We start from the raw sequence: 21,997 nt of genomic DNA, 5'->3' as shown, positions 1-21,997 counted from the left end.
CCGCTCGCGGCGCCGATCCAGAGCAGGCAGGATGCGACGTCGGCCACGCCCCGGCGGCTCGTCTTGACGCTACGCTGTGCGCGACGACCCGCCCCCACACATGAAGAAAATCATCCGCAGTTACCTGCCCGACACCGAAAGCCTGCGCCGCAACCGCTGGCTGGCGCCCTTTGCCGATACCCTGGGTCACCCGCGTCTGTGGCGACTGAACCGCCACAGCTGCGCCGGCGGCGTCGCCGTGGGACTGTTTGCCGGACTGATACCGGGGCCGTTGCAGATGCTCGGTGCGGCGCTGCTGTCAGTGCTGCTGCGGGTGAACCTGCCGCTGGCGCTGGTGGTCACCTTCTACAGCAACCCGCTCACCATCGTGCCGCTGTATGCGGTCGCCTGGGCCTACGGCCGGCTGGTGATGCCGCTGCTCGGTCTGCAGATGCCGGAGGGCGCGCAGTTTCACGCGCCGGTCATTCCGGACGACGCCGGTTTCAGCGGCTGGATGCATGCGCTGGCCGACTGGTTCTTCGCGCTCGGCGAGCCGCTGCTGATCGGTCTGCCGCTGCTGGCGCTGACGCTGGCCGGGCTCGGCTACGTGGCCGTGCTCGGCACCTGGCGCTGGCATCTGATCCGCAGCTGGCGCCGCCGCGCCGAGCGACGCCGAAAGCCATGACGCTCACACGCGAGAAATTCGCGCTCTATCAGCGCTTCGGCGGAGACCTCGACGCCCGCACGCGCGCGGCGCCCGACACGCGCACGCTGCTGTCCGACGAGGAGTGGGCGATGATCGACGATCTGCGCATGCAGATTGCCGTGGTCAGATCCGGGCGCGCGCCGGAAGCGTTCGCGACGACAGTGCAGCAGCGGCTGGAGGAGATCGCCGACGCCGACCTGCGCGCGGCCTTGTGGGGCAGCGCGCCGCCCTAGCGCCGCGCACCTTCGTCCGCCGGGTCGCGGCCAGAGCCGCTCCCACAGGGGAGGCGCCCGAGACACTTCCGGAGCCTGAGCCGAGATTCTGTGGGAGGGGTCTTCTGACCCCGACAGGCCGCTGCAGCCCGGGTCAGAACCGGCCGTCCACCAGCCTCACGGTGCGGTCGGTGCGTGCCGCCAGCCTTTCGTCGTGGGTGACGATGACGAAGCTGGTACCGCGGGTGCGGCTCAGCGTCAGCATCAGGTCGAACACGCCGTCGGCCGTCCGGCTGTCGAGGTTGCCGGTCGGTTCGTCGGCCAGCACGCAGGCCGGTTGCGTCACCAGCGCGCGGGCGATGGCGACACGCTGCCGCTCGCCGCCGGACAGCTCGCCGGGCTGATGCTCGACCCGATGCGCCAGACCGACCTCGGCCAGCATGGCCGCGGCCGCCTCGCGCGCCTGGGCGCGCGTCTGCCGGCGGATCATCAGCGGCATCGCCACGTTGTCCAGCGCCGAAAACTCGGCCAGCAGATGGTGGAACTGGTAGACGAAACCCAGCGCGCGGTTGCGCAAGCTGCCGCGCGCTGCCTCGCCGAGCGACGAATAGTCCTGACCGAGCAGTGACACGCTGCCGGCGCTCGGCACATCCAGCCCGCCCAGCAAGTGGAGCAGCGTGCTCTTGCCGGAGCCGCTGGCGCCGACGATGGCGACCCGCTCGCCGCGCATGACGTCGAGATCCACGCCGGACAGCACCGGTACCTCGACCTTGCCCTGGTGGAAAACCTTGGTCAGCCCGCGGCAGCTCAGCACGATTTCACTCATAGCGCAGCGCCTCCGCCGGTTGCACACGCGACGCGCGCCAGCTCGGATACAGCGTGGCGACCAGGGTCAGCACGCCGCCGATCAGCGTCACCGTCACGACGTCGCTCATCAGGATTTCCGACGGCAGCTCCGGAATGAAATACACCTCGGACGACCACAGCGACACGCCGACGATCTTCTCGATGGCGGGCACCACCACGTCGAGGTTGGCCGCCAGCAGCACGCCGCCGGCCACTCCGAGCAGCAGGCCGAAGCCGCCGATGATGGCACCCTGCACGACGAATACCGCCATCATGCTGGCCGGGCTGGCACCCAGCGTGCGCAGGATGGCGATGTCCGCCTGCTTGTCGGTCACCACCATGATGAGCATGGACACGATGTTGAAGGCCGCCACCGCGACGATGAGCGACAGGATGATGAACATCATGTTCTTCTCGATCGCGATGGCGCGGAAGAAGTTGGCGTGCTGGCGGGTCCAGTCGCCGACCAGCAGCTCCTGGCCGGACAGCTGGGCGTGCAGCTCGCGCGCCACGCGCGGCGCGTCGAACAGGTCGCCCAGTTTCAGGCGCACGCCGGACACGCGGTCTTCCATCCGGTACAGCGTCTGCGCATCCTGCATGTGGATCAGTGCGAGGCTGGCGTCGTATTCGAAATGTCCGGCTTCGAACACGCCGACCACGGTGAACTGCTTGAGCCGCGGCAGCACGGCGGCCGGCGTCACCAGCCCCTGCGGCGCGATCAGCGTCACCTTGTCGCCCATCTGCACCTGCAGCGCGCGCGCCAGTTCGATGCCCAGCACCACACCGTAGCCGCCGGGTTGCAGATCGGTGAGCTTGCCGGCGCGCATGTGCTGGCTGAAATCGGCCACGCCGTCCTCGGCCGCCGGCAGCACGCCGCGCACCATGGCGCCGCGCACCGTCTGGTCGAAGGACAGCATGGCCTGTTCGCTGACATAGGGCGCGGCCGCCTTGACCTCGGGGTTCTTCAGCACGGCGTCGGCCACCTGCTGCCAGTCGGCCAGTTCGTTGTCGTAGCCGGTCACCTGGATGTGCGAGGCGACGCCGAGGATGCGGGTGCGCAACTCCTTCTGGAAACCGTTCATCACCGACAGCACGGTGATCAGCGCCGCCACCCCGAGCGCCAGCCCGAAGGTGGAGATCAGGGATATGAAGGAAATGAAGCCGTTGCGCCGTTTCGCCCGCACATAGCGCAGGCCGAGCAGGATTTCGTAGTTCATGGGGTCGGCATGGTACCGGATGGCGCCCATGCGCCCGCTAAGGATGAAGCGGCAGCGCCGTGTCGGATTCCGCCGACCTGCCGCCGATCCGTCACCATCGCGGCACGTCGCAAGCCGGGTAAACTCCTGGCCATGTCCCTGCATCTCGTCCTGCCCGGCCTGCTCTGGCCCTCGACCTCACCCCTTCCGCCGCCCCGCACACCCGCGCTGTCCGTGCTGCTGGGCCGTGGCCGGCGGACTGCACAACCGGCGCGAGCGCCGGAACACCTGCTGGCGGGCCTGTTCGGTCTGGACGCCGATGCACCGCTCGGCGCGCTGCGCTGGGCCGGAACCGGCGAACCCGCCGACACGCGCTGCTGGCTGGCGGCCGACGCCACTCATCTGCGCTTCGCACGCGACGCGCTGATGCTGACCGACCGCCCGGATGTCGCCCCGGACGCACACGAGGCGGCCGCGCTGGCCGCCTCGTGGAACGCGCACTTTGCCAGCGTCGGCTGGCTGCACCTGCCGGCCGGCGGGCACGGCCATCTGTCGCTGCTCGAGCCATTGCGGGTCGACACCGTGCCGCCGGGTGCAGCCCTCGGCCGCAAGATCGACGCATCGATGCCCTCCGGCCCCGACGGCGCGAAGCTGCGCCAGTGGATGAACGAAACGCAGATGCTGTTCCACGACCACCCGGTCAATGCCGCGCGCGAAGAGGCCGCGCGGCCGGCCATCAACAGCCTGTGGTTCTGGGGTGCAGGCAGCTTGCCGGTACGGGCCGACATCCCCTGCATGCAGCTGTGGGCTGACGACCCGCTGGCGCACGGCCTGGCACACGCCGCCGGCGTGCGCGCCGCGCCGCTGCCGGACAAGACCGGCGTCGCGCTGCAGGAAGGCAATCTCGTGCTGCTGCAGGACGCGCTGGCACCCGCCCTCTACCTGGACGCCGCAGCCTGGACGCAGGCGGTCGAAGCACTCGACCGCGACTGGATCGCACCAGCGCTCGACGCGCTGCGCCGTGGCGACGTGCAGTCGGTCACCGTACGCCTCAGCGGCGACGAAGCCGCCATCGCCGTGACCACGGAACGCCGCGACCTTTGGAAATTCTGGCGCCGCCCGCACCCCCTGACCCCTGGTCCCTGACCCCGAGCCCCGAGCCCCGAGCCCCTAGTCCCTAGTCCCTAGCCCCTAATAAAACAGTGACCCTCATCCTCAACCGCCCCATCCCGGCGCGCAGCTCCGCGCTGCTCGAACAGCAGGGCATCCACCCGCTGCTGGCCCGGCTGTATGCCGCGCGCGGCGTGCAGGACCGCAGCCAGATCGACTATTCGCTGAAGGCGCTGCTGCCGCCGGACGCGCTGACCGGCACCGCCGAGGCGGCGCAGATGCTGGCCGACGCGATCGAGGCCGACGCGCGCCTGCTCATCGTCGCCGACTACGACTGCGACGGCGCCACCGCCTGCGCCCTCGGCATCCGCGCGCTGCGCGCGATGGGCGCCAGCGTGAGCTATCTGGTGCCAAACCGCTTCGAGTACGGATACGGCCTGACGCCGGAAATCGTCGATCTCGCCGCGCACGCGGAGCCGGACATCATCATCACCGTGGACAACGGCATCGCCAGCGTCGAAGGCGTCGCGCGGGCGAACGAACTGGGCATGTCGGTGCTGGTGACCGATCACCACCTGCCGGGCGACGAACTGCCGCTGGCCGACGTGATCGTCAATCCGAACCAGCCGGGCTGCCCCTTCCCGAGCAAGTCCATCGCCGGCTGCGGCGTCATGTTCTACGTCATGCTCGCGCTGCGCGCCGAGCTGCGCCGGCGCGGCGCGTTCGCCGGCCGCGAGGAGCCCAACCTCGGCAACCTGCTCGACCTGGTCGCGCTCGGCACCGTGGCCGACGTGGTGAAGCTGGACCACAACAACCGCGTACTGGTGACCCAGGGCATGCAGCGCATCCGCGGCGGCAAGCTCACGCCGGGCCTGCGCGCACTGTTCGCCGCCGCCGGCCGCGAACCGGAGCGCGCCACCTCCTTCGATCTCGGCTTCGCCATCGGCCCGCGGCTGAACGCAGCGGGCCGGCTGTCCGACATGTCGCTCGGCATCGAATGCCTGATCACCGACGACTTCGCGCGCGCGCTGTCGCTGGCGCAGCAACTGGACGCGATGAACCGCGAGCGGCGCGAGATCGAACAGGGCATGCAGGAAGAGGCGGAAGCCCAGCTGGCCGGCATCGACATCGGCGAATCGAAATCGCTGGCCCTGTTCCACCCGGACTGGCACCAGGGCGTCATCGGCATCGTCGCCTCGCGCGTCAAGGAACGTGCGCACCGGCCGACCATCGCCTTCGCACGCGGCAACGAGGGCGAGATCAAGGGCTCCGGCCGCTCGATACCGGGCCTGCACCTGCGCGACGCGCTCGATCTGGTGTCCAAGCGCGAACCCGGCCTGCTCATCCGCTTCGGCGGCCACGCGATGGCGGCCGGCCTGACCGTGCACGAGCACGATTTCGAGCGCTTCCGTGACGCCTTCGAACAGGCGGTCGCCGACATGGTGGAACCTTCGGCGCTGACCCGCACCATAGAAACCGACGGCGCGCTCGAAGCTTCGCTGATGAACCTGCACGCGGCCACCCTGATGGAAGCCGAAACCTGGGGCCAGGGCTTTCCGCCGCCTGTTTTCGCCGACCGTTTCGAAGTGCGCAACCAGCGTCTGCTGAAGGACAAGCACCTGAAACTGTCGCTGGCAAAGGACGGTAACGTGTTCGATGCAATATGGTTCAACCGCGCCGAACCGCTGCCCGAACGGGTGACCGCCGCCTACCGGCTGGACATCAACGAGTACCAGGGCGTGCGCCGTGTGCAGCTGATGGTGGAACACGCCGAACCGGCCTGATACGGACGGAGCGCCGGCGCGACCTTGCCCTGTCAGCGGCGGCGATCTTCCAGCGTTATCGCTGAAGACCTCAACGAAGGACGACGACCATGTCTCACGACCGCTTTTTCCGCCGCGAAATGAGCCGCCGCGACTTCCTGTGGCTGTCCGGCATCGCCGGCGCCGCAGTGACGCTGCCGCAGCTGTCCGGCTGTGCCACCGACCCGATCACCGGCCAGCAGGTGCTGGTCGGCCTGTCCGAGCAGGACGAGATCGGCATCGACCGCAAGCACTCGCCGCAGCAGTTCTCGTCCGACTACGGCGCGGTGCAGGACGCCGAACTGAACCGCTACGTGAACGACCTCGAACTGTCGCTGGCGAAGCACACGCACCGGCCCGACGTGCCCTACAGCGCGCGCGTCGTGAACGCCAACTACATCAACGCCTACACCTTTCCTGGCGGCAGCATGGCGTGCACGCGCGGCATCATGCTGGACATGGACAGCGAGGACGAGCTGGCCGCCCTGCTCGGCCACGAGACCGGGCACGTCAACGCGCGCCACAGCGCCAAGCAGGCCGGGCGCACGATGGTGGCGCAGGTCGGCGCCACGGCGGTCAATGTGGCGGTGGCGATGTCCGACTACCGCGGTGCGGCGCCGCTCGCCAACATCGCCACCCAGGTCGGCGCCAGCGCGCTGCTGGCTGGCTACTCGCGGGCCGACGAACGACAGGCCGACGCCCTCGGGCTGGAATACATGACCCGCGCCGGCTACAACCCGGACGGCATGGTGAACCTGATGGACATGCTGCGCAGCCAGCACAAGGAAAAACCCAGCCTGCTGCAGACCATGTTCTCGTCGCACCCGATGTCGGACGAGCGATACGCGACCGCCGAGCGGGAAGCGCTGGACACCTACGGCAGCCTGCGCAACAAGAAGCTGTCGCGCGAGCGCTACATGGACCACACGGCAGGTCTGCGCAAGCTCGCCCCGGCGATCAAGTCGCAGCAGGAGGGCGAGTCGCTGATGGCGAAGAAGTCGCTGGACGACGCCGAAACGCGCTTCGCGCAGTCGCTCAAGGTCGCGCCGGACGACTACTGCGGCAACGTGCTGATGGGCAAGTGCCTGCTGGCGCAGAAGCAGTACGCCGACGCCGACCGCCACTTCGCGCGCGCCGCCGAGGTGTATCCCGGCGAGGGTCAGGCCATGTATCAGCGCGGCGTGTCCAAGCTGGCACTGGGCCGGGCGCCGGAGGCGCTGGCCGCCTTCAACGCCTACGACCGCGTGCTGCCGGGCAATCCGACCACGCTGTTCCTGAAGGGGGTCGCCTACGAAACGATGCAGGACAAGCGCGCCGCCAGCCAGCACTACGCCGCCTACATCCGCAGCGGCAGCAAGGACGCGCAGGCCCAGTTCGCCTACCAGCGACTGCAGGCCTGGGGTGTCGTCAAGTAGCACGACGCAGGCGCCGACCGGGATCTGCATACATTTGTGTCGGACCCCGGATGCGCGCGGCCGGCCGGTCGCAGGCAGCCGCGCCGCAGGGCGCGGAGCGCCGGAAAAAGGGCATTCCGTCGTCACGCTGCAGTGCGCCTTGTGACGGATTCCCGGCAGGGTTAGCATCGCGCGGCGTCGTTTTTTGTCCGTTGCCGGCAACCCCCTGCAACGGACAGTACGAAGCACCCACCACCACGAGGAGGAGCATCAACCATGTCTGAACAGAACAAGACGCAGTCGGCCCGCCGCAACTTCCTGGCCAAGGCTGCAGGCACTGCCGCCGGTACCGCCGCCATCGCCTTCCCCAGCATTTCCGTCGCCCAATCCCCGGTCACCCTGCGCTTCCAGTCGACCTGGCCGGCGAAGGACATCTTCCACGAATTCGCCCAGGACTACGCCAAGCTGGTCAATGACATGTCCGGCGGCCGCCTCAAGATCGACGTGCTGCCCGCCGGTTCGGTGGTGAAGGCCTTCGACCTGCTGGACGCGGTCAACAAGGGCACGCTCGACGGCGGCCATGGCGTGATCGCCTACTGGTACGGCAAGAATTCCGCACTGGCGCTGTGGGGCTCCGGTCCGGCCTTCGGCATGGACGCCAACATGCTGCTGGCCTGGCACGAATTCGGCGGCGGCAAGGCGCTGCTGGACGAGATCTACAAGAGCCTGAACATGGACGTCGCGTCCTACATGTACGGCCCGATGCCGACCCAGCCGCTGGGCTGGTTCAAGAAGCCGGTCACCAAGGCCGAGGACATGAAGGGCCTGAAGTTCCGTACCGTCGGCCTGTCGATCGACGTGTTCACCGACATGGGTGTGTCGGTCAATGCGCTGCCCGGCGGTGAAATCGTGCCGGCGATGGACCGCGGCCTGCTCGACGCCGCCGAGTTCAACAACGCCGCTTCCGACCAGGTGCTCGGCTTCCCCGACGTGTCCAAGGTGTGCATGCTGCAGAGCTTCCACCAGGCCTCGGAACAGTTCGAAATCCTGTTCAACAAGAAGCGGCTCGAAGCGCTGCCGGCCGACCTGCGCGCCATCATCGCCAACGCGGTGCCGGCCGCTTCGGCCGAAATGTCGTGGAAGGCGATCGACCGCTATTCCACCGCCTACCAGGAAATGCAGGAAAAGCAGGGCGTCAAGTTCTACAAGACGCCGGACCCCATCCTGAAGGCACAGCTCGCCGCCTGGGACAAGGTGACCGAGAAGAAGGCGGCCGAGAACCCGATGTTCAAGAAGGTGCTGGAATCGCAGCGCGCCTTCGCCCGTCGCACCGCCAAGTGGCAGAACGACACGACGGTGAACTTCAAGATGGCCTACGACCACTTCTTCTCGAAGAAGGGCTGAGGCCGCACCGCTGCAAACGAGCCGGCGTCTCCAAAAGGGGCGCCGGCTTTTTTGACTCCAAAAGAAAAGGACGGGCACCCACAGGTGTCCGCTTGATGCCATGCAGAAACTTCTCCTGCGCGTAGACCAGTTCAACACACTGGTCGGCCACGCCTTCGCGTGGACCATAGTCGGGCTCACGCTGCTCATCACCTGGGAGGTGTTTTCGCGCTACGTGCTGAATTCGCCTCACGCCTGGGTGTTCGACGCCACCTACATGCTCTACGGCACGCTGTTCATGATGGCCGGCGCCTACACGCTGGCCACCGGCGGCCACGTGCGCGGCGACGTGCTGTACGGCTTCTTCCGGCCGCGCACGCAGGCCACGCTGGACCTCATTCTCTATTTCGTGTTCTTCATCCCCGGCGTGCTCGCGCTGTGCTGGGCGGGCTGGGACTTCTTCAGCGAATCGATGGCGATCAACGAACATTCGTCGGTCACCTCCGATGGCCCGCCGATCTATCCGTTCAAGGCCATCATCCCGCTGGCCGGTGCGGTGCTGATGCTGCAGGGCGTGGTCGAGATCCTGCGTTGCATCGTCTGCATCCAGCAGGGCGAGTGGCCCTCGCGCACGCACGACGTCGAGGAGGTCGATGTCGAGAAACTGCGCCACATGGTGCATGCCGATCTGCCTGAAGGCAGCGAAGGAGCGTCCAAATGAGAAAGGAACTCCGTTTCGGCTTCGGCCTGATGGCGATCATCATCACCGCCACGGCCATCCTGATGCCGGCACCGTCCGAATGGACCGGCGGCCACCTCGGCCTGCTGATGCTGGCGCTGGTCGTGGTGGCCATCATGCTCGGCTTCCCGACCGCCTTCACGCTGATGGGCATGGGCGTGCTGTTCTCCTGGCTGGCCTACCGGATGCAGAACCCGGACATCGCCACCCAGCAGACGCTGGACCTGATGGTGCAGCGCGCCTTCTCGGTCATGACCAACGACGTGCTGATCTCGATCCCGCTGTTCGTGTTCATGGGCTATCTGGTCGAGCGCGCCAACCTGATCGAGAAGCTGTTCAAGAGCCTGCATCTGGCGATGGCCCGGCTGCCCGGTTCGCTGGCGGTCGCCACGCTGGTCACCTGCGCCATCTTCGCCACGGCCACCGGCATCGTCGGTGCGGTGGTGACGCTGATGGGTCTGCTGGCGCTGCCCGCCATGCTGCGCGCCGGCTACGACGTGCGCCTGTCGGCCGGCGTGATCACCGCCGGCGGCTGCCTGGGCATCCTGATCCCGCCTTCGGTCATGCTCATCGTCTATGGCGCGACCGCCGGCGTGTCGGTGGTGAAGCTGTACGCAGGCGCCTTCTTCCCGGGCCTGATGCTGGCCGGCCTCTACATGCTGTACGTGATCCTGGTGGCCAAGCTGCGCCCGGACATGGCGCCGCCGCTGCCGGACGACGAACGGCACGTCGAACTGCCGCCGTCGACGGCCGGGGTGGCGAAGCAGTACGGCAAGCGCGCACTGCCGGCGCTGCTGGCCGCGCTGAAGGGCCCGCGCAACGCCGGTGTGGCCACCGGCACGATCATGCGCCAGCTGCTCGTGACGCTGCTGCCGCTGATCGCGGTCGCGGTGGCGCTGACGGCGATCCACGGCAACCTGACGAGGGCCGACGCGGTGGCCGACGTGCTGCCCGACAGCCTGCAGTCCTTCGACAGCGACTACTCGGGCGGCGATCTGGCCGAGCCGCCAGCGGACGCGGGCGGCCTGCAGGAGCCCCCGGCCGACGAAGGCGGACTGCAGGAGCCGCCTGCAGCCGACGGCCTCGCAGAGCCGCCGTCGACCGGCGGAGACCTGGCGGAACCGCCGGGTGCCGAGCCGACCGTCGCCGAGCCCGCAGCGCCGTCGCTGGCTGAGCCTGCTGCCGCCGAGGCCGCGGCCGCGCCGGCAGAGGTGGCCGAGGCGAAGTCGGCACCGCGCGGCTTCTGGATCGCGGTTGCCGTGTGCGCGGTGCTGATGATCGCCTACTACGCGATGCTGAGCTTCGAGCGGCTGGAAATCTTCAAGATGCTGCTGTCGTCCTTCTTCCCGCTGGCCATCCTGATCCTGGCGGTGCTTGGCACCATCGTGTTCGGCCTGGCGACGCCGACCGAGGCGGCGGCGATCGGCGCCTTCGGTGGCGCCCTGCTGGCGGCGGCCTACGGTCAGCTCAACTTCGGCGTGGTGAAGGAGTCGGTGTTCCTGACCGCCAAGACCTCGGCCATGGTGTGCTGGCTGTTCGTCGGTAGCGCCATCTTCTCGGCCGCGTTTGCGCTGCTGGGCGGACAGGAACTGGTGGAGAAGTTCGTACTGGACCTGGACCTGACGCCGATCCAGTTCATGATCCTGGCGCAGTTCATCATCTTCGTGCTGGGCTGGCCGCTGGAGTGGACGGAAATCATCGTCATCTTCATGCCGATCTTCATCCCGCTGCTGGCGCACTTCAACATCGATCCGCTGTTCTTCGGCCTGCTGGTGGCGATCAACCTGCAGACGGCCTTCCTGTCGCCGCCGGTGGCGATGTCGGCCTTCTATCTGAAGGGGGTGGCGCCGCCGCACGTGACGCTGAACCAGATCTTCGCCGGGATGCTGCCCTTCATGGGCATACAGGTGATCGCGCTGATCCTGCTCTATCTGTTCCCGGGCATCGGCATGTGGCTGCCCAACTATCTGTACAACTGATCGCAACGGTACAGATCAGGGTGTTATGACGACGACGGCGCTGCGGCGCCGTCGTTTTTTTGGCCACAACGTAGAATCGCCCCGATGCTCTCCGCCGAACACACCCGCCTGCTGATCCGCCTGCGCTGGACAGCTTTCTTCCTGCTCGCCGGCGCCTACGTGCTGGTGTTCTTCCACCGCACCGCGCCGGCAGCCATCGCCGGCGAACTGGCGCGCGACTTCAACGTCGGCCCGGCCTCGCTCGGTGCGCTGGCATCCAGCTACTTCTGGATCTACATGGTGATGCAGATCCCGACCGGGGTACTCGCCGACACGCTGGGCCCGCGGCGCATCGTCGCGCTCGGCGGCGTGATCGCCGGCATCGGCTCGATCACCTTCGCGCTGGCCGACACGCTGTGGGTGGCAGTGATCGGGCGCACGCTGGTCGGCCTCGGCGTGTCCTTCCCCTTCATCGCTCTGCTCAAGATCAATGCCGCCTGGTTTCCGGAAAGCCGCTTCGCTACGCTGAATGGCGTCACCATGTTCATCGGCAATCTGGGCGCCGCCAGCGCAGCCTTGCCGCTGGCCTGGGTGGTGACGCTGGTGTCCTGGCGCACGGTATTCGTCGCACTCGGCCTGCTGTCGATGCTGCTGGCACTGGTGACCTGGCTGCGCGTGCGCGACCGGCCGGAAGATGCCGGCCTGCCGACGATGCGCGAACTGGACGGCAAGCCGGCGCACGCGCCGCTGCCGGTTGGCGACTGGAAGGCCGGTCTGGCACAGGTCGCGCGCAACCGCGCCAGCTGGCCCGGTCTGTTCGTCAATGCAGGCATCGCCGGCAGCCTGTTTTCCTTCGCCGGTCTGTGGGGCGTGCCCTACCTGATGGCGGCGCACGGCATGGAACGCGCGGTCGCCGCGCAGCACACCACGCTGCTGCTGGTCATCTTCGCCTGCAGCTGCCTGGGCATCGGCCGGCTGTCCGATCACCTGCGCCGGCGCAAGCCGGTCATGCTGAGCTATGCCGCGCTCTACGTCGCCGGCTGGCTGCCCTTCGTGCTCGCCGACGGCGCGCTGCCGCCGCTGGCGACCTACGCCACGTGTGCGCTGATCGGTGTTTCCGCCGCCGCCTTCTCGCTGACCTGGGCCTGTGCGAAGGAAGTGAATCCGCCGGCGCTGTCCGGCATGGCGACCAGCCTGGTCAATGTCGGCTGCTTTCTCGGTGCGGCACTGCTGCAGCCGCTGGTCGGCTGGGTGATCGAGCTGTATTCGCCTTCGATCGCCGAAGCGACGCACGAAGCGGTGACCATGGGCATACGGGTGCTCGCTGTCGCGGCGCTGGGTGGCTTCGTCGCCGCCTGCTTCATCCGCGAAACCGGCGGCCGCAACCTGACGGAGTCGCACGGATGAATGCGCTGGTCGGCCTGATGGTGCAGGTAATGCTGCCGCTGTCGCTGCTGGTGGCGGCCGGCGGCTGGTGGGCGGCGCGCATGGGCGAAGGACGCGACGCCGACGTGCTGCGTGCGCAGCTGAACCGGCTGGTGCTCTACGTGTTCTACCCGGCCATTCTGTTCGCGGTGGCGGCCAGCACGCCGATCAGCCTGGAGCTGCTGACCGTACCCTTCCTGGTCGGTCTCGGCACGCTGGCCAACGGCGCCCTGCTCTATCTGCTGCTGTGGAAGACGCGACTCGGGGCGAAGCTGCACGACACCACGCGCGCCGCCATCATGCTCGGCGGCATGTTCGGCAACACCTTCAACGTCGGTGCGCCGGTGCTCGAGTTCTTCTTCGGCAATGGCGCGATGCGCTACGCCATCTTCAACGACATGTTCATGACCATGCCCTTCGTGTGGACGCTGGGCGTATGGATCGCCACCCGCCTCGGTTCGCACGCCGAAGGCGAACGGCCGGACGTGCTGCGCACCGTGCTGATGATGCCGCCGATCTGGGCCTTCGTGCTCGGCCTCGGCGCGCAATACACCGGGCTGGCCTACCCGCCGCTGGTACAGGCGGCGCGCTTCATCGGCCAGGCGGCGATTCCGGTCATCATTTTCGTGCTGGGCATGACCATTCCGTGGCGCCGGTTGGTGCCGCGCACCGAAATCCTGGTCGCCTCCGGCGTCAAGCTGCTGGTCGCACCGCTACTGATCTGGGGGCTGGTGCTGCTGGTATCCGATACGCCGAACGAGGCACAGCGCGCATCGCTGGTCGAGTGCGCCACGCCCACCTTCATGACCTCGCTGCTGCTGGCCGAGCGCTTCAAGATCGACGCCGCGGCGTCGGCGCTGCTGATTGGCTGGAGCACGCTGCTGTTCTGGCTGTCGTTGCCCTTGCTGATGGGGCTGGGCCTGTTCGGCTGACGCCCGCCGCCGGCGCCTTACCGCCGCGACGGCGTGCTGCAGCCGGCCAAGGCAGACTTTGCACCATCGTCGCCTGGATCGATCAGCGGCAGCAGCGCGGCCAGCGGATTCACCAGTGCCAGCGCCGCCGCCGGCAGCAGCCGGGCCAGCAGAGGACCTTTTTCGAGCGACACCTCAGGCTGGGCGAAACGGCCGGTGATCCGCACCGGCGTGCGCAGGCTGAGCGGCGATACGTCCTTCGGCGCAGCGCGCGCCACCAGGTCCAGCCTTTCGTCGACCAGCGACAGCGAACCGTCGATGCCGAGCGTCGAATCCGCCGTGTCGACGCGCGCGCCCGCTACCGTCACGCGGCCCTTGCGCACCTGCAGATCGGCGACGCCGCAGGTCACCGGGAGTGCGGCGTCGCCGCTCAGCATGACGCCCAGCGCCTGCGCGACGTCGATGCCGGCCGCTTCCACCGCCAGGTGCGACACACGGCCCTGCGTCCACACCAGCGCCGCATGACCGTCGGACGACGCCAGCAGTTCGGCGCTTGACCGCCCCTGACCGCGCAGTTCGATACGGCCACCGACCCGTCCAGCGACGTAGGGCGGCGCACCGTCGGCGCGCGGCTGTCGTATCCACTCCTCCAGCCGCAGCCCGCCGCCGCGCAACTGCACGTCCCACTGCGCAATGTCGGCACGACCGTCGAGACCGATGCGACCGGCGAGCCAGCCGTGCGCGAGCCGTGCTTCGATGTCGCGGATGTCGAGCACGCCGTCGGCAAGGCGCAGGCTGCCGCGCAGCGGTGCAATCGCCTGCAGCGAGTCGCTGCCCGATTCGAAGCGCTCGATGTCGATGCGTACGTCGGCATTCATGGCGCGCAAGGACGGCAGATCGAAGTGGCGGTCCGGCAAGACGTGTCCGTTGCGCTGCGCGGAGGACTGTTCGCCTGCCGGTACGCCCACCGCCGGGCCGAGATCGGCCAGCCAGAGTACGCTGCCATTCAGTGTGCCGCCCAGCCAGGGCACCCCGTCGCGCCCCGTCTCGTAGCGGAACTGCCCCGCCAGCCGGCTGCGGCCGATTGTTGCAGTGTCGATCGCCGTCTGCCATGCATCTGGCTTGCGCTGCAGTCTCCCCTGCAGCGAGAACGCGGGGGTCGACGGCAAGGTCATCGCGAGGGCGTCGCCCAGTGCCGCGAGCGAAGGGCCGCTCACCGTGTAGCGCCCGTCCAGTCCGCGCTGCGTCAGCAGATCCCGCACCCGACCGTCGAAAGACAATGCGGCGCGGCCGAGCTTCAACACCAGCGTGATCGGCACTGCCGGCACATCGTCATTGCCGGACAGCCAGGGCAGTGCGGATCCGGTGCTCAGGGTCGCCGTCAGCGGCGACTGGCGATAATGGCCGTCGATGACCGCCCGGATGCCACGGTCGTCCTGCGCGTCGCCGGCCCGCTCGCTGCCATCGCGCATCGAGAACGTCGCCGTCAGTGCCAGCGCGCGCGGCGCATCGTCGACCACGAGTCGCCCCTGCGCCACCTCGACACGTGCCGGCTGCACCCAATCCAGCAGTGGTCGGGCCGGTTCATTGCCCGTTCGCCCGAACTGCCAGTTGGCGCGGCCGTCATCGCCGCGGGCGAGGTGGAGCTCCAGCCCTTCGGCGACCAGGCTCTCGATGCGCAGCGGCGCGCCGCGCAACATGCGGAACACGTCCGTATAGCGCAGCTTCAGACGGGCTTCGCGGGCATCCATCAACGCCGGCTGCGGCGCCCATTCCGGACCGCCGATGCGCAGACGGTCGACGCGAAGGTCGATGCCACCGAGAAGTCGGAGCGCGAAGGTGTCGCGCCCGCCGAGGTCCACCGGGCGGGCGACTGCAGCCGTCAGCCAGCGCTCGGCCGGCTCGGCCAGAAAGAACCAGCCACGCCATTCGCTCCATGCGAACAGCGTGGCCAGCAGACAGCAGGTGGCAAGGAAGAGACGGCAGGCCAGGCCTGCCGCGGTGGAACGCGCGCTCATCTGCCTCTCCGGCTCGCCGCGTTCCCGCTCACGCATCAGCTCTGCTTGGCGCGGATCTGGATCGCGCTCTTCAGCGACTTGGCGCCCTTGACGCTGCGCGCGATGCGCTCGGCCTCGGCCTTTTCGGTGGCGTCCTTGGCGAAGCCGGACAGCATCACCTCGCCGTTCAGCGTTTCGACGCTGATGGCCGCCGCATCGACCGCCTTGGATTCAACGAACTTGGCCTTCACCGACGCGGTGACGGTCGCGTCGTCGATGTATTCACCGACCGAGGACTGGTCGCGCGTGACGGCGCAGCCCGGCAGCACGGTCAGGGCAGCCAGGGCGGAGAAGGCGGTGGCGAGCATGAGATTGGAACGCATGATGGACTCCCTTGTGATGAACGCTGGTCGCCGGTCGCGACCGCTGCGCAATGAACGGAATCGATCTCGACGGCGCCCGGAACCGGGCGGCAGTCATGCATCCGTCAAGTCGATGACTGCAGTCTAGGGGGGACGCATCGGCCCGCCCGTCGGACAAGCGCCGTCCGCCGTGTAGGACAGCGCCGGCCTACCACCAGCGTTCGAGCAAGCGCGCTGCGCGCTCCTGCAGACGCGGCCACAGCGGTCGTCTGCGCCAGGTCTGCGCGTCGATCGTCTGCGACGCAGCGACGTCGCGCTCGAACATGCGCGTCATCGCGTCGCCGAAGTCCTCGCCGAACACCACCGCATTGACCTCGTTGTTGTCGACGAAGCTGCGCCAGTCCATATTGCTGGAGCCGACCGTGGACACCACGCCGTCGATGACCGCCGTCTTCGAATGCAGTACCGCGTCCTGCAGTTCATGAATGCGCACGCCGGCGTCGAGCAACTCCTGGTAGTAGCTGCGGCCGGCATGCAGAACAGGCGAGAAATCGCTGACCGACGGCAGCACCAGCTGCACGTCGACGCCGCGTCGCGCCGCGTCGGCCAGCGCATCGACCATGTCCTGCCCGGGCGCGAAATAGGCCATGGTCAGATGCACGCTGCGACTGGCCGCATCGATCGCGGTGAGCAGCATGGTGTAGATGCGGTTCTGCCCGTCGTCCGGCGACGACGGCACGATGCGTACTGCATGTGGACCGGCATCCTTTCCGACCACCGGCCCGGTCGGCGGCGGCAGAGCGGGTTCGCAGTGCTGGCTGCGCCAGGTGTCGCGCACCAGATCGTCGAGTGCCGCGGCGGCCGGGCCGCGCAGCTCGATCTGCGTGTCGCGCCAGCCGTTCTGCTCCGGTGCGCGCGCCTTCCTGCCGAAGGACCCGGAAGAATAGACGGCGCTGATGTTGATGCCGCCGGTAAAGGCGACATCCCGATCGACCACCAGAATCTTGCGGTGATCCCGGTGCGTGATGTCCTGATAGCGGCGCTTGCGCAGCGGCGACAGCGGATTGAACGCGCACACGGCGACGCCCGCCTCGCGCAGTGCATCGAAATAGCCTGCATCGGTACCGAAGGAACCCACTGCGTCGTGGATGATCGCGACCGACACGCCCGCGGCGCGCTTGCGCAACAGCAGCGCCGCCAGATCCTGCGCGATCTGCGCGTCGTCGATGATGTAGCTTTCCAGCAGGATGGAACTGCGCGCGCGCGCGATCGCGCTGAACATCGCATCGAAGGTGGCCGGCCCGTCGATCAGCAGACGTGCCGCGTTGCCGGCGTGCAGATCGACGTCGCCGAAATCGGCCATCGCCGCCAGTTGGCGCTTCAGCGGCGAGTCGCCGCCCTCGCGCCCGATGCGCTCGATCAACCGGGCACGCTGATCGCGACCGAGGCGCCCGCGCGGTCCGGTCACCTCCAGTTGCGCCGCTACGGCGTGCGCCGCAGGCACACCGGCCGGCGCGCCGCCTGCCGTTCGTGCCGAGGGCAGCGGCATCACGCAGGAAGCCAGCATGGCTGACAGCGCGAAAAGCAGCGGCAGGTTGCGAGATCCGGGCGCGGGCATGGCAGGTACCACGGCTCAGCCAAGTGGGGCGCTACCCGGCAGCGCTGCCTGCAGGGAGGAGGTCAGGAACGGTAGCGCACACTCGTACCCCCACGGAGCGTGCGCGACGTCGTCCGCCCACTCACTGCTGTCGGCCGTTTCAGGGTTCGTCAGGATGCCGGTGTCGGGGCTGGTGCTGAGCATGATGCAGTCTCCTTCGTCGAATGCGTTGCGGCGGTGTCGATCCGCCGCAACGTTGCCTCACTGTACGGAGCCCGGTGGCGCCGGCGTGTCGGCGCTCGCCGTGCTGCATGTAGGAATCCATCCCGATCGGCGGCGCAACCGGGGGTTCGCTGGGACAATGCGTCGACCTCGCATTCATGCCGTACCCCATACCATGCAATTGACTGACCCTGCTCTGCTGCGCGCCACCTGCCTGATCGGCGGCGTCTGGACGCACGCCGACGACGAGGGCGTGATCGAGGTGCGCAATCCGGCAAACAACGCGCTGCTGGCGACGGTTCCACGTTGCGGTGTCGCGGAAACCCGGCGTGCCATCGACGCCGCCCGCAACGCCCTGCCCGCCTGGCGCGCGCTCGGCGCGCACGAGAGGGCGCGACGGCTGCGTGCCTGGCACACCCTTGTCAATGCGCACATCGACGATCTTACGCGCCTGATCACTGCAGAAGGTGGCAAGCCGCTGAACGAGGCGCGCGGCGAAGTGCGCTATGGCGCGTCCTTCGTCGAGTGGTTCGCCGAGGAGGCGAAGCGCACGTACGGTGAAACCATCCCGTCGCCGGATCCGGCACAGCGTCTGCTGGTGATCAAGCAGCCGGTCGGCGTCTGCGCAGCGATCACGCCGTGGAATTTCCCGCTTGCCATGGTCACACGCAAGGTGGCGCCGGCGCTGGCCGCCGGCTGCACCATGGTGCTGAAGCCGGCCGAAGCGACACCACTCACGGCGCTGGCGCTGGCCGATCTGGCCCTGCGCGCCGACATCCCGCCCGGCGTGCTCAATGTGATCACCGGCGAACCTGAGGATATCGGCAGTGAACTGTGCGCCCATCCGCAGGTGCGCAAGCTTTCATTCACCGGGTCCACCGCGGTGGGGCGTCTGCTGATGACGCAGTGCGCACCGACGCTCAAGAGGCTGTCGCTGGAACTGGGCGGCAATGCGCCCTTCATCGTGTTCGACGACGCCGACCTCGAACTCGCGGTCGACGCAGCCATCGCCGCCAAGTACCGCAACAGCGGCCAGACCTGCGTCTGCGTGAACCGCTTCATCGTGCAGTCGGGCATACACGACGCGTTCGCAGCACAGCTGGCCGTGCGGACAGCGCAGCTGAAGGTCGGCGACGGCATGGAGGACGGCGTGCAGCAAGGCCCTCTGATCAGCGCAGCAGCGGTCAGCCGGGTTGAGGAACAGGTGGCGGACGCCATCGCGCGCGGCGCCACCGCACTGTGCGGCGGGCGCCGTCATGCGCTTGGCGGCAACTTCTTCGAGCCCACGGTCCTGGTCGGTGCCCGGCCGGACATGTCGCTGGCGCGCGAGGAGACCTTCGGGCCGCTCGCGCCGGTGTTCCGTTTCGACCGCGAGGACGAGGCGATCGCTCTGGCCAACGATACGGAATCCGGCCTCGCCGGTTATTTCTTCACGCGTGACATCGACCGCGCCTGGCGCGTCGCCGAGGCGCTGGAGTGCGGCATGGTGGGCATCAACACCGGCCGGCTGTCGAACGAGGTGGCGCCTTTCGGCGGCATCAAGCAGTCCGGCTTCGGTCGCGAAGGTTCGCGCTACGGCATCGAGGAGTATCTCGATATCAAGTACCTGTGCTTCGGCAGCGGCCGTTGAGCGCGACTCAGACGGCGTCGTAACCGGCCGCCTCGACGGTCTCCAGCAGCCGCTCGCGCGGGAGCGCCGCGTCGTGCTCGATCTCGGCGTCACCGTGTTCGAAATGCACGGTCACGCGCTGAACGCCGGGCAGCGCGGCGAGCGTCGCTTCGAGACCCGCCACGCATTTCCGGCAACTCATGCCGACGATGCGGATATGCGTTCGCACCGGTCGGCCGGCCACCTCAGGCGCGCAGCGAGAAGGGGTTGAAGTCGGTATCGCGGTCATAGTAGTCCTCGTTCTCGGCCCGCTTCAGCCAGGCGACGATGCGATAGGTGAGCGGCGTGAAAGCGACTTCGACCCCGACCTTGGCGACGAACTGCGCCAGCATGACGGCCGGCAGCTGCTCGTCCGGAATGATGCCGCTGCCCCAGAAAGCCAGCGGATAGAACAGCAGCGAATCGACGCCTTCGCCGAACAGCGTCGACCCTATCGTGCGCATCCACAGCCGGCGCCCGGCCATCCACAGCTTCATCTTCGCCAGCACGAAGGAATTGACGAATTCGCCGCAGCAGAAGGCGATCAGCGACGCGATGGACACACGCCAGGCCGAACCGAAGGCGATTTCGTAAGCCTGCTGGTTGTGCCAGAACGGCGCCGGCGGCAAGGCCACCACGACTGCGGCCATCGCCGAGGCGAAGGCCAGCGCGGCGAAGCCGGTCCAGATGACGCGACGCGAACGCGCGTAGCCATAGACCTCGGTCAGGATGTCGCCGAACACATAGCTGATCGGAAAGAACAGTACGCCTGCGCCAAAGGTGAGCGTGCCGAGCAGTGGCGCGTCGATCTGCGCGATCTTGGCCGGGCCGATCAGGTTGGAACAGACCAGCACGGTCACGAAAGCGACCATGACCCAGTCGTAGTAGCGGTATTGACGTGCGGTCATATGCGCGGCCCGGATCGGCGTGGACCGTGATTGTGCATCGCCGCAGGCGGTCCGTCAGCCCGGACCGCGCCCGCTTCAGACGCTTTCGAGAAAACCCAGATGGAAGGCCGACACGCGGTCCAGACCGATGCGACAGACGACCGACTCGTTGGCGGGCACCGGGTCCTGTCCCGGCGTGAAGTACATCGCGTCACGCAGATGGATGAAGGCGCGCGCACCGTCATCCGCCGGCGTACCCGCCGCCAGCGCATCCTTGATGCCCTGCTCGATCGACGAGGTCAGGACGTGGTGCTGCATGTACTGCGCCCGGCTGATGACGAAACCGGAGATGAGGAAGCCATCGACCACCAGCGTGACCGCCGTCTCAAGCTGGTTTTCGGATTCGGCGAACTTGACGATGAGTTCGAGTATCGGGTCTTGCATGGCGCCTCCTTGATGAAGGGATGTGTGATCGGCTTCTGCCGCATCCCTAGAGTACACCGCAGCCGCACGCAGAACCATCGACCCTGACAGCTCAGGCCGACTTGCGCTCGTCGGTATCCGCTTCAGGTGGCGGAGGCAGGATGACCCCGGCGAGACGGCGGGCCTGCATCACCATGATCACACCGACAGCCAGTTGGGCCATCGCCGCGGCTCCACTGACGTGTGCATCGGCGGTCAGGTCACTCAACTGATAGCCATTCCTCAGAAAGTGCGCTGCGCTGATTGCATAGGTCAGGGCAGGCTCAAGCGCCTTGAGCCCGATCACCGCCAGTCCGACCGTCACGCAGGCGACGACGATCACCTGTTGCCCGTTCAGCGTAAGCCGGTTGTCGTGGTGAGTGCGCGGTACGAACCGATGTGCAAGCGCCATCGGAAACAACCACATGAATACCGCGACGACCGAGAACAGCGCGGCGAACATCAGGTACAGATCGTTCATGCCCGCATTGCTGCTGTCGCGCACGCTATATGCGATGCCGAGCATCTGGATCACCCAGACGCCCAGCCAGAGGGCGAAGAGTCTGACCGCGAGACCGACGATCTGTTGTGGGGTCATCGAAAAGGACCGGGACGAAAGAATGGCGTCGATTGTCATATGACAGACGCGCACCCACAAGCAGTTTTCAGACAGCACGAAAGAAAAAACCGCGTGCCGCTCTCGCGGACACGCGGTTCTGCCGGCGGTGGAACAGGATCAGCTCAGCGCCTTGATATGGCCGATCATTTCCGCCACCACGCCCTGCGCCGAGCCGTAGCAGAGGCGGCAGTTGTCCTCGAAGAACAGCGCGCTCTCGATGCCGGAATAGCCGTCGCCCTTGCCGCGCTTGATCACGATGACGTTCTGCGCCTTGTCGGCGTTGAGAATCGGCATGCCGCAGATCGGGCTGGTCTTGTCGGTACGGGCGACCGGGTTCACCACGTCGTGTGCACCGATCACCAGCGCCACGTCAGCCTGCGAGAACTCCTAACAGGCGGGCCACAGGGCCCGCCTTGGCACGTCGGGCCAGGCCTTACGGCCCGACACCGTGTCCGATCAACTCTTGAGCGCCACCAGGATCTCGTCGAGCATCTTCTTGGCGTCGCCGAACAGCATGCGGTTGTTGTCCTTGTAGAACAGCG

The 21,997-nt window shown here is 67.6% G+C and carries 21 protein-coding genes and 1 pseudogene; 11 read left to right on the top strand and 11 right to left on the bottom strand.

Features of this window, described 5'->3' with window-relative positions; translation table 11 throughout:
- The first annotated feature begins 100 nt into the window (after positions 1-100).
- Both IV112_RS17345 and IV112_RS17340 read left to right on the top strand, forming a co-directional pair.
- Positions 101-664, top strand: coding sequence for a DUF2062 domain-containing protein (locus tag IV112_RS17345; protein WP_296807409.1), 564 nt, complete (start codon positions 101-103; stop codon positions 662-664).
- On the top strand, positions 661-918 hold the full coding sequence (locus IV112_RS17340; RefSeq protein WP_304005612.1) for a hypothetical protein: 258 nt from the start codon (positions 661-663) through the stop codon (positions 916-918). The genes IV112_RS17345 and IV112_RS17340 overlap by 4 nt, the downstream gene beginning before the upstream one ends.
- Positions 919-1,051: 133 nt before the next feature.
- On the opposite strand, the gene lolD is transcribed toward IV112_RS17340, so the two are convergent.
- A complete protein-coding gene (gene lolD, locus IV112_RS17335; protein WP_304005609.1) occupies positions 1,052-1,723 on the bottom strand; it encodes a lipoprotein-releasing ABC transporter ATP-binding protein LolD in 672 nt (223 codons plus the stop codon).
- Positions 1,716-2,960, bottom strand: a complete 1,245-nt coding sequence (locus tag IV112_RS17330) for a lipoprotein-releasing ABC transporter permease subunit (RefSeq protein ID WP_304005607.1) — start codon at positions 2,958-2,960, stop codon at positions 1,716-1,718. Before IV112_RS17330 ends, lolD begins: the two co-directional genes overlap by 8 nt.
- 132 nt (positions 2,961-3,092) lie before the next feature.
- Between IV112_RS17330 and IV112_RS17325 the strand changes: the two genes are divergently transcribed.
- From IV112_RS17325 to IV112_RS17290, 8 genes are all read left to right on the top strand, one after another.
- Positions 3,093-4,085 (top strand): hypothetical protein, encoded by a 993-nt coding sequence (locus IV112_RS17325; RefSeq protein ID WP_304005605.1) that lies wholly within the window; start codon positions 3,093-3,095, stop codon positions 4,083-4,085.
- Positions 4,086-4,141: 56 nt separating this feature from the next.
- A complete protein-coding gene (gene recJ, locus IV112_RS17320) occupies positions 4,142-5,833 on the top strand; it encodes a single-stranded-DNA-specific exonuclease RecJ (protein ID WP_304005603.1) in 1,692 nt (563 codons plus the stop codon).
- Between the two features lie 89 nt (positions 5,834-5,922).
- The gene (locus tag IV112_RS17315) at positions 5,923-7,266 is read left to right on the top strand and encodes a M48 family metalloprotease (RefSeq protein ID WP_304005601.1); all 1,344 of its coding nucleotides are present in this window, start codon (positions 5,923-5,925) and stop codon (positions 7,264-7,266) included.
- A 255-nt stretch (positions 7,267-7,521) separates the two neighbouring features.
- The gene (locus IV112_RS17310; protein ID WP_304005598.1) at positions 7,522-8,649 is read left to right on the top strand and encodes a TRAP transporter substrate-binding protein; all 1,128 of its coding nucleotides are present in this window, start codon (positions 7,522-7,524) and stop codon (positions 8,647-8,649) included.
- Between the two features lie 100 nt (positions 8,650-8,749).
- Entirely contained in the window at positions 8,750-9,349 is a 600-nt protein-coding gene (locus tag IV112_RS17305; protein ID WP_020165626.1) for a TRAP transporter small permease subunit, read from the top strand.
- Entirely contained in the window at positions 9,346-11,346 is a 2,001-nt protein-coding gene (locus IV112_RS17300; protein WP_304005594.1) for a TRAP transporter large permease, read from the top strand. Before IV112_RS17305 ends, IV112_RS17300 begins: the two co-directional genes overlap by 4 nt.
- A gap of 84 nt (positions 11,347-11,430) precedes the next feature.
- On the top strand, positions 11,431-12,732 hold the full coding sequence (locus IV112_RS17295) for an MFS transporter (RefSeq protein ID WP_304005592.1): 1,302 nt from the start codon (positions 11,431-11,433) through the stop codon (positions 12,730-12,732).
- A complete protein-coding gene (locus IV112_RS17290; RefSeq protein ID WP_296807381.1) occupies positions 12,729-13,682 on the top strand; it encodes an AEC family transporter in 954 nt (317 codons plus the stop codon). Before IV112_RS17295 ends, IV112_RS17290 begins: the two co-directional genes overlap by 4 nt.
- A 17-nt stretch (positions 13,683-13,699) precedes the next feature.
- Here IV112_RS17290 and IV112_RS17285 read toward each other — a convergent pair whose 3' ends face one another.
- The 4 genes from IV112_RS17285 to IV112_RS17270 all read right to left on the bottom strand — a co-directional run bounded on the left by IV112_RS17285 (position 13,700) and on the right by IV112_RS17270 (position 17,821).
- Positions 13,700-15,679 carry an AsmA family protein gene (locus IV112_RS17285; RefSeq protein WP_304005588.1) on the bottom strand — a complete coding sequence of 660 codons (1,980 nt, stop codon included), beginning with the start codon at positions 15,677-15,679 and terminating at the stop codon, positions 13,700-13,702.
- Between the two features lie 35 nt (positions 15,680-15,714).
- Positions 15,715-16,041 carry a BON domain-containing protein gene (locus tag IV112_RS17280; RefSeq protein ID WP_304005585.1) on the bottom strand — a complete coding sequence of 109 codons (327 nt, stop codon included), beginning with the start codon at positions 16,039-16,041 and terminating at the stop codon, positions 15,715-15,717.
- Positions 16,042-16,228: 187 nt separating this feature from the next.
- Positions 16,229-17,638, bottom strand: coding sequence for a phospholipase D-like domain-containing protein (locus IV112_RS17275; protein WP_304005583.1), 1,410 nt, complete (start codon positions 17,636-17,638; stop codon positions 16,229-16,231).
- A gap of 15 nt (positions 17,639-17,653) precedes the next feature.
- Complete coding sequence (locus IV112_RS17270) at positions 17,654-17,821, bottom strand: hypothetical protein (RefSeq protein ID WP_304005581.1); 168 nt, start codon at positions 17,819-17,821, stop codon at positions 17,654-17,656.
- Between the two features lie 193 nt (positions 17,822-18,014).
- Between IV112_RS17270 and IV112_RS17265 the strand changes: the two genes are divergently transcribed.
- Positions 18,015-19,469 (top strand): NAD-dependent succinate-semialdehyde dehydrogenase, encoded by a 1,455-nt coding sequence (locus IV112_RS17265; RefSeq protein ID WP_304005578.1) that lies wholly within the window; start codon positions 18,015-18,017, stop codon positions 19,467-19,469.
- A gap of 7 nt (positions 19,470-19,476) precedes the next feature.
- On the opposite strand, the gene IV112_RS17260 is transcribed toward IV112_RS17265, so the two are convergent.
- The 5 genes and pseudogenes from IV112_RS17260 to IV112_RS17240 all read right to left on the bottom strand — a co-directional run.
- Positions 19,477-19,677: a heavy-metal-associated domain-containing protein gene (locus IV112_RS17260; protein WP_304005577.1), complete on the bottom strand. Its 201-nt coding sequence runs from the start codon at positions 19,675-19,677 to the stop codon at positions 19,477-19,479.
- Positions 19,678-19,693: 16 nt separating this feature from the next.
- A complete protein-coding gene (locus IV112_RS17255) occupies positions 19,694-20,395 on the bottom strand; it encodes a queuosine precursor transporter (RefSeq protein ID WP_304005574.1) in 702 nt (233 codons plus the stop codon).
- Between the two features lie 75 nt (positions 20,396-20,470).
- Positions 20,471-20,818 carry a hypothetical protein gene (locus IV112_RS17250; protein WP_304005571.1) on the bottom strand — a complete coding sequence of 116 codons (348 nt, stop codon included), beginning with the start codon at positions 20,816-20,818 and terminating at the stop codon, positions 20,471-20,473.
- A 91-nt stretch (positions 20,819-20,909) separates the two neighbouring features.
- Positions 20,910-21,473: a hypothetical protein gene (locus tag IV112_RS17245; RefSeq protein ID WP_304005568.1), complete on the bottom strand. Its 564-nt coding sequence runs from the start codon at positions 21,471-21,473 to the stop codon at positions 20,910-20,912.
- 99 nt (positions 21,474-21,572) lie between these two features.
- A pseudogene (locus IV112_RS17240) lies at positions 21,573-21,830 on the bottom strand (NAD(P)(+) transhydrogenase (Re/Si-specific) subunit beta); the annotation flags it as partial.
- Between the last annotated feature and the right edge of the window lie 167 nt (positions 21,831-21,997).

This window comes from Methyloversatilis discipulorum (assembly GCF_018780585.1).
Classification (GTDB): domain Bacteria; phylum Pseudomonadota; class Gammaproteobacteria; order Burkholderiales; family Rhodocyclaceae; genus Methyloversatilis; species Methyloversatilis discipulorum_B.
This window is presented reverse-complemented; position numbering and strand designations above follow the sequence as displayed.

Bases quoted from the DNA above. Each gene is read 5' to 3' on its own strand.
- IV112_RS17275 (WP_304005583.1), bottom strand. From the start codon at position 17,638: ATGCCCGCGCCCGGATCTCGCAACCTGCCGCTGCTTTTCGCGCTGTCA.
- IV112_RS17285 (WP_304005588.1), bottom strand. From the start codon at position 15,679: ATGAGCGCGCGTTCCACCGCGGCAGGCCTGGCCTGCCGTCTCTTCCTT.
- IV112_RS17290 (WP_296807381.1), top strand. From the start codon at position 12,729: ATGAATGCGCTGGTCGGCCTGATGGTGCAGGTAATGCTGCCGCTGTCG.
- IV112_RS17270 (WP_304005581.1), bottom strand. From the start codon at position 17,821: ATGCTCAGCACCAGCCCCGACACCGGCATCCTGACGAACCCTGAAACG.
- IV112_RS17330 (WP_304005607.1), bottom strand. From the start codon at position 2,960: ATGAACTACGAAATCCTGCTCGGCCTGCGCTATGTGCGGGCGAAACGG.
- IV112_RS17345 (WP_296807409.1), top strand. From the start codon at position 101: ATGAAGAAAATCATCCGCAGTTACCTGCCCGACACCGAAAGCCTGCGC.
- IV112_RS17325 (WP_304005605.1), top strand. From the start codon at position 3,093: ATGTCCCTGCATCTCGTCCTGCCCGGCCTGCTCTGGCCCTCGACCTCA.
- IV112_RS17315 (WP_304005601.1), top strand. From the start codon at position 5,923: ATGTCTCACGACCGCTTTTTCCGCCGCGAAATGAGCCGCCGCGACTTC.
- IV112_RS17305 (WP_020165626.1), top strand. From the start codon at position 8,750: ATGCAGAAACTTCTCCTGCGCGTAGACCAGTTCAACACACTGGTCGGC.
- IV112_RS17295 (WP_304005592.1), top strand. From the start codon at position 11,431: ATGCTCTCCGCCGAACACACCCGCCTGCTGATCCGCCTGCGCTGGACA.
- IV112_RS17255 (WP_304005574.1), bottom strand. From the start codon at position 20,395: ATGACCGCACGTCAATACCGCTACTACGACTGGGTCATGGTCGCTTTC.
- IV112_RS17250 (WP_304005571.1), bottom strand. From the start codon at position 20,818: ATGCAAGACCCGATACTCGAACTCATCGTCAAGTTCGCCGAATCCGAA.
- IV112_RS17300 (WP_304005594.1), top strand. From the start codon at position 9,346: ATGAGAAAGGAACTCCGTTTCGGCTTCGGCCTGATGGCGATCATCATC.
- IV112_RS17265 (WP_304005578.1), top strand. From the start codon at position 18,015: ATGCAATTGACTGACCCTGCTCTGCTGCGCGCCACCTGCCTGATCGGC.
- IV112_RS17340 (WP_304005612.1), top strand. From the start codon at position 661: ATGACGCTCACACGCGAGAAATTCGCGCTCTATCAGCGCTTCGGCGGA.
- IV112_RS17280 (WP_304005585.1), bottom strand. From the start codon at position 16,041: ATGCGTTCCAATCTCATGCTCGCCACCGCCTTCTCCGCCCTGGCTGCC.
- IV112_RS17310 (WP_304005598.1), top strand. From the start codon at position 7,522: ATGTCTGAACAGAACAAGACGCAGTCGGCCCGCCGCAACTTCCTGGCC.
- IV112_RS17245 (WP_304005568.1), bottom strand. From the start codon at position 21,473: ATGACAATCGACGCCATTCTTTCGTCCCGGTCCTTTTCGATGACCCCA.
- lolD (WP_304005609.1), bottom strand. From the start codon at position 1,723: ATGAGTGAAATCGTGCTGAGCTGCCGCGGGCTGACCAAGGTTTTCCAC.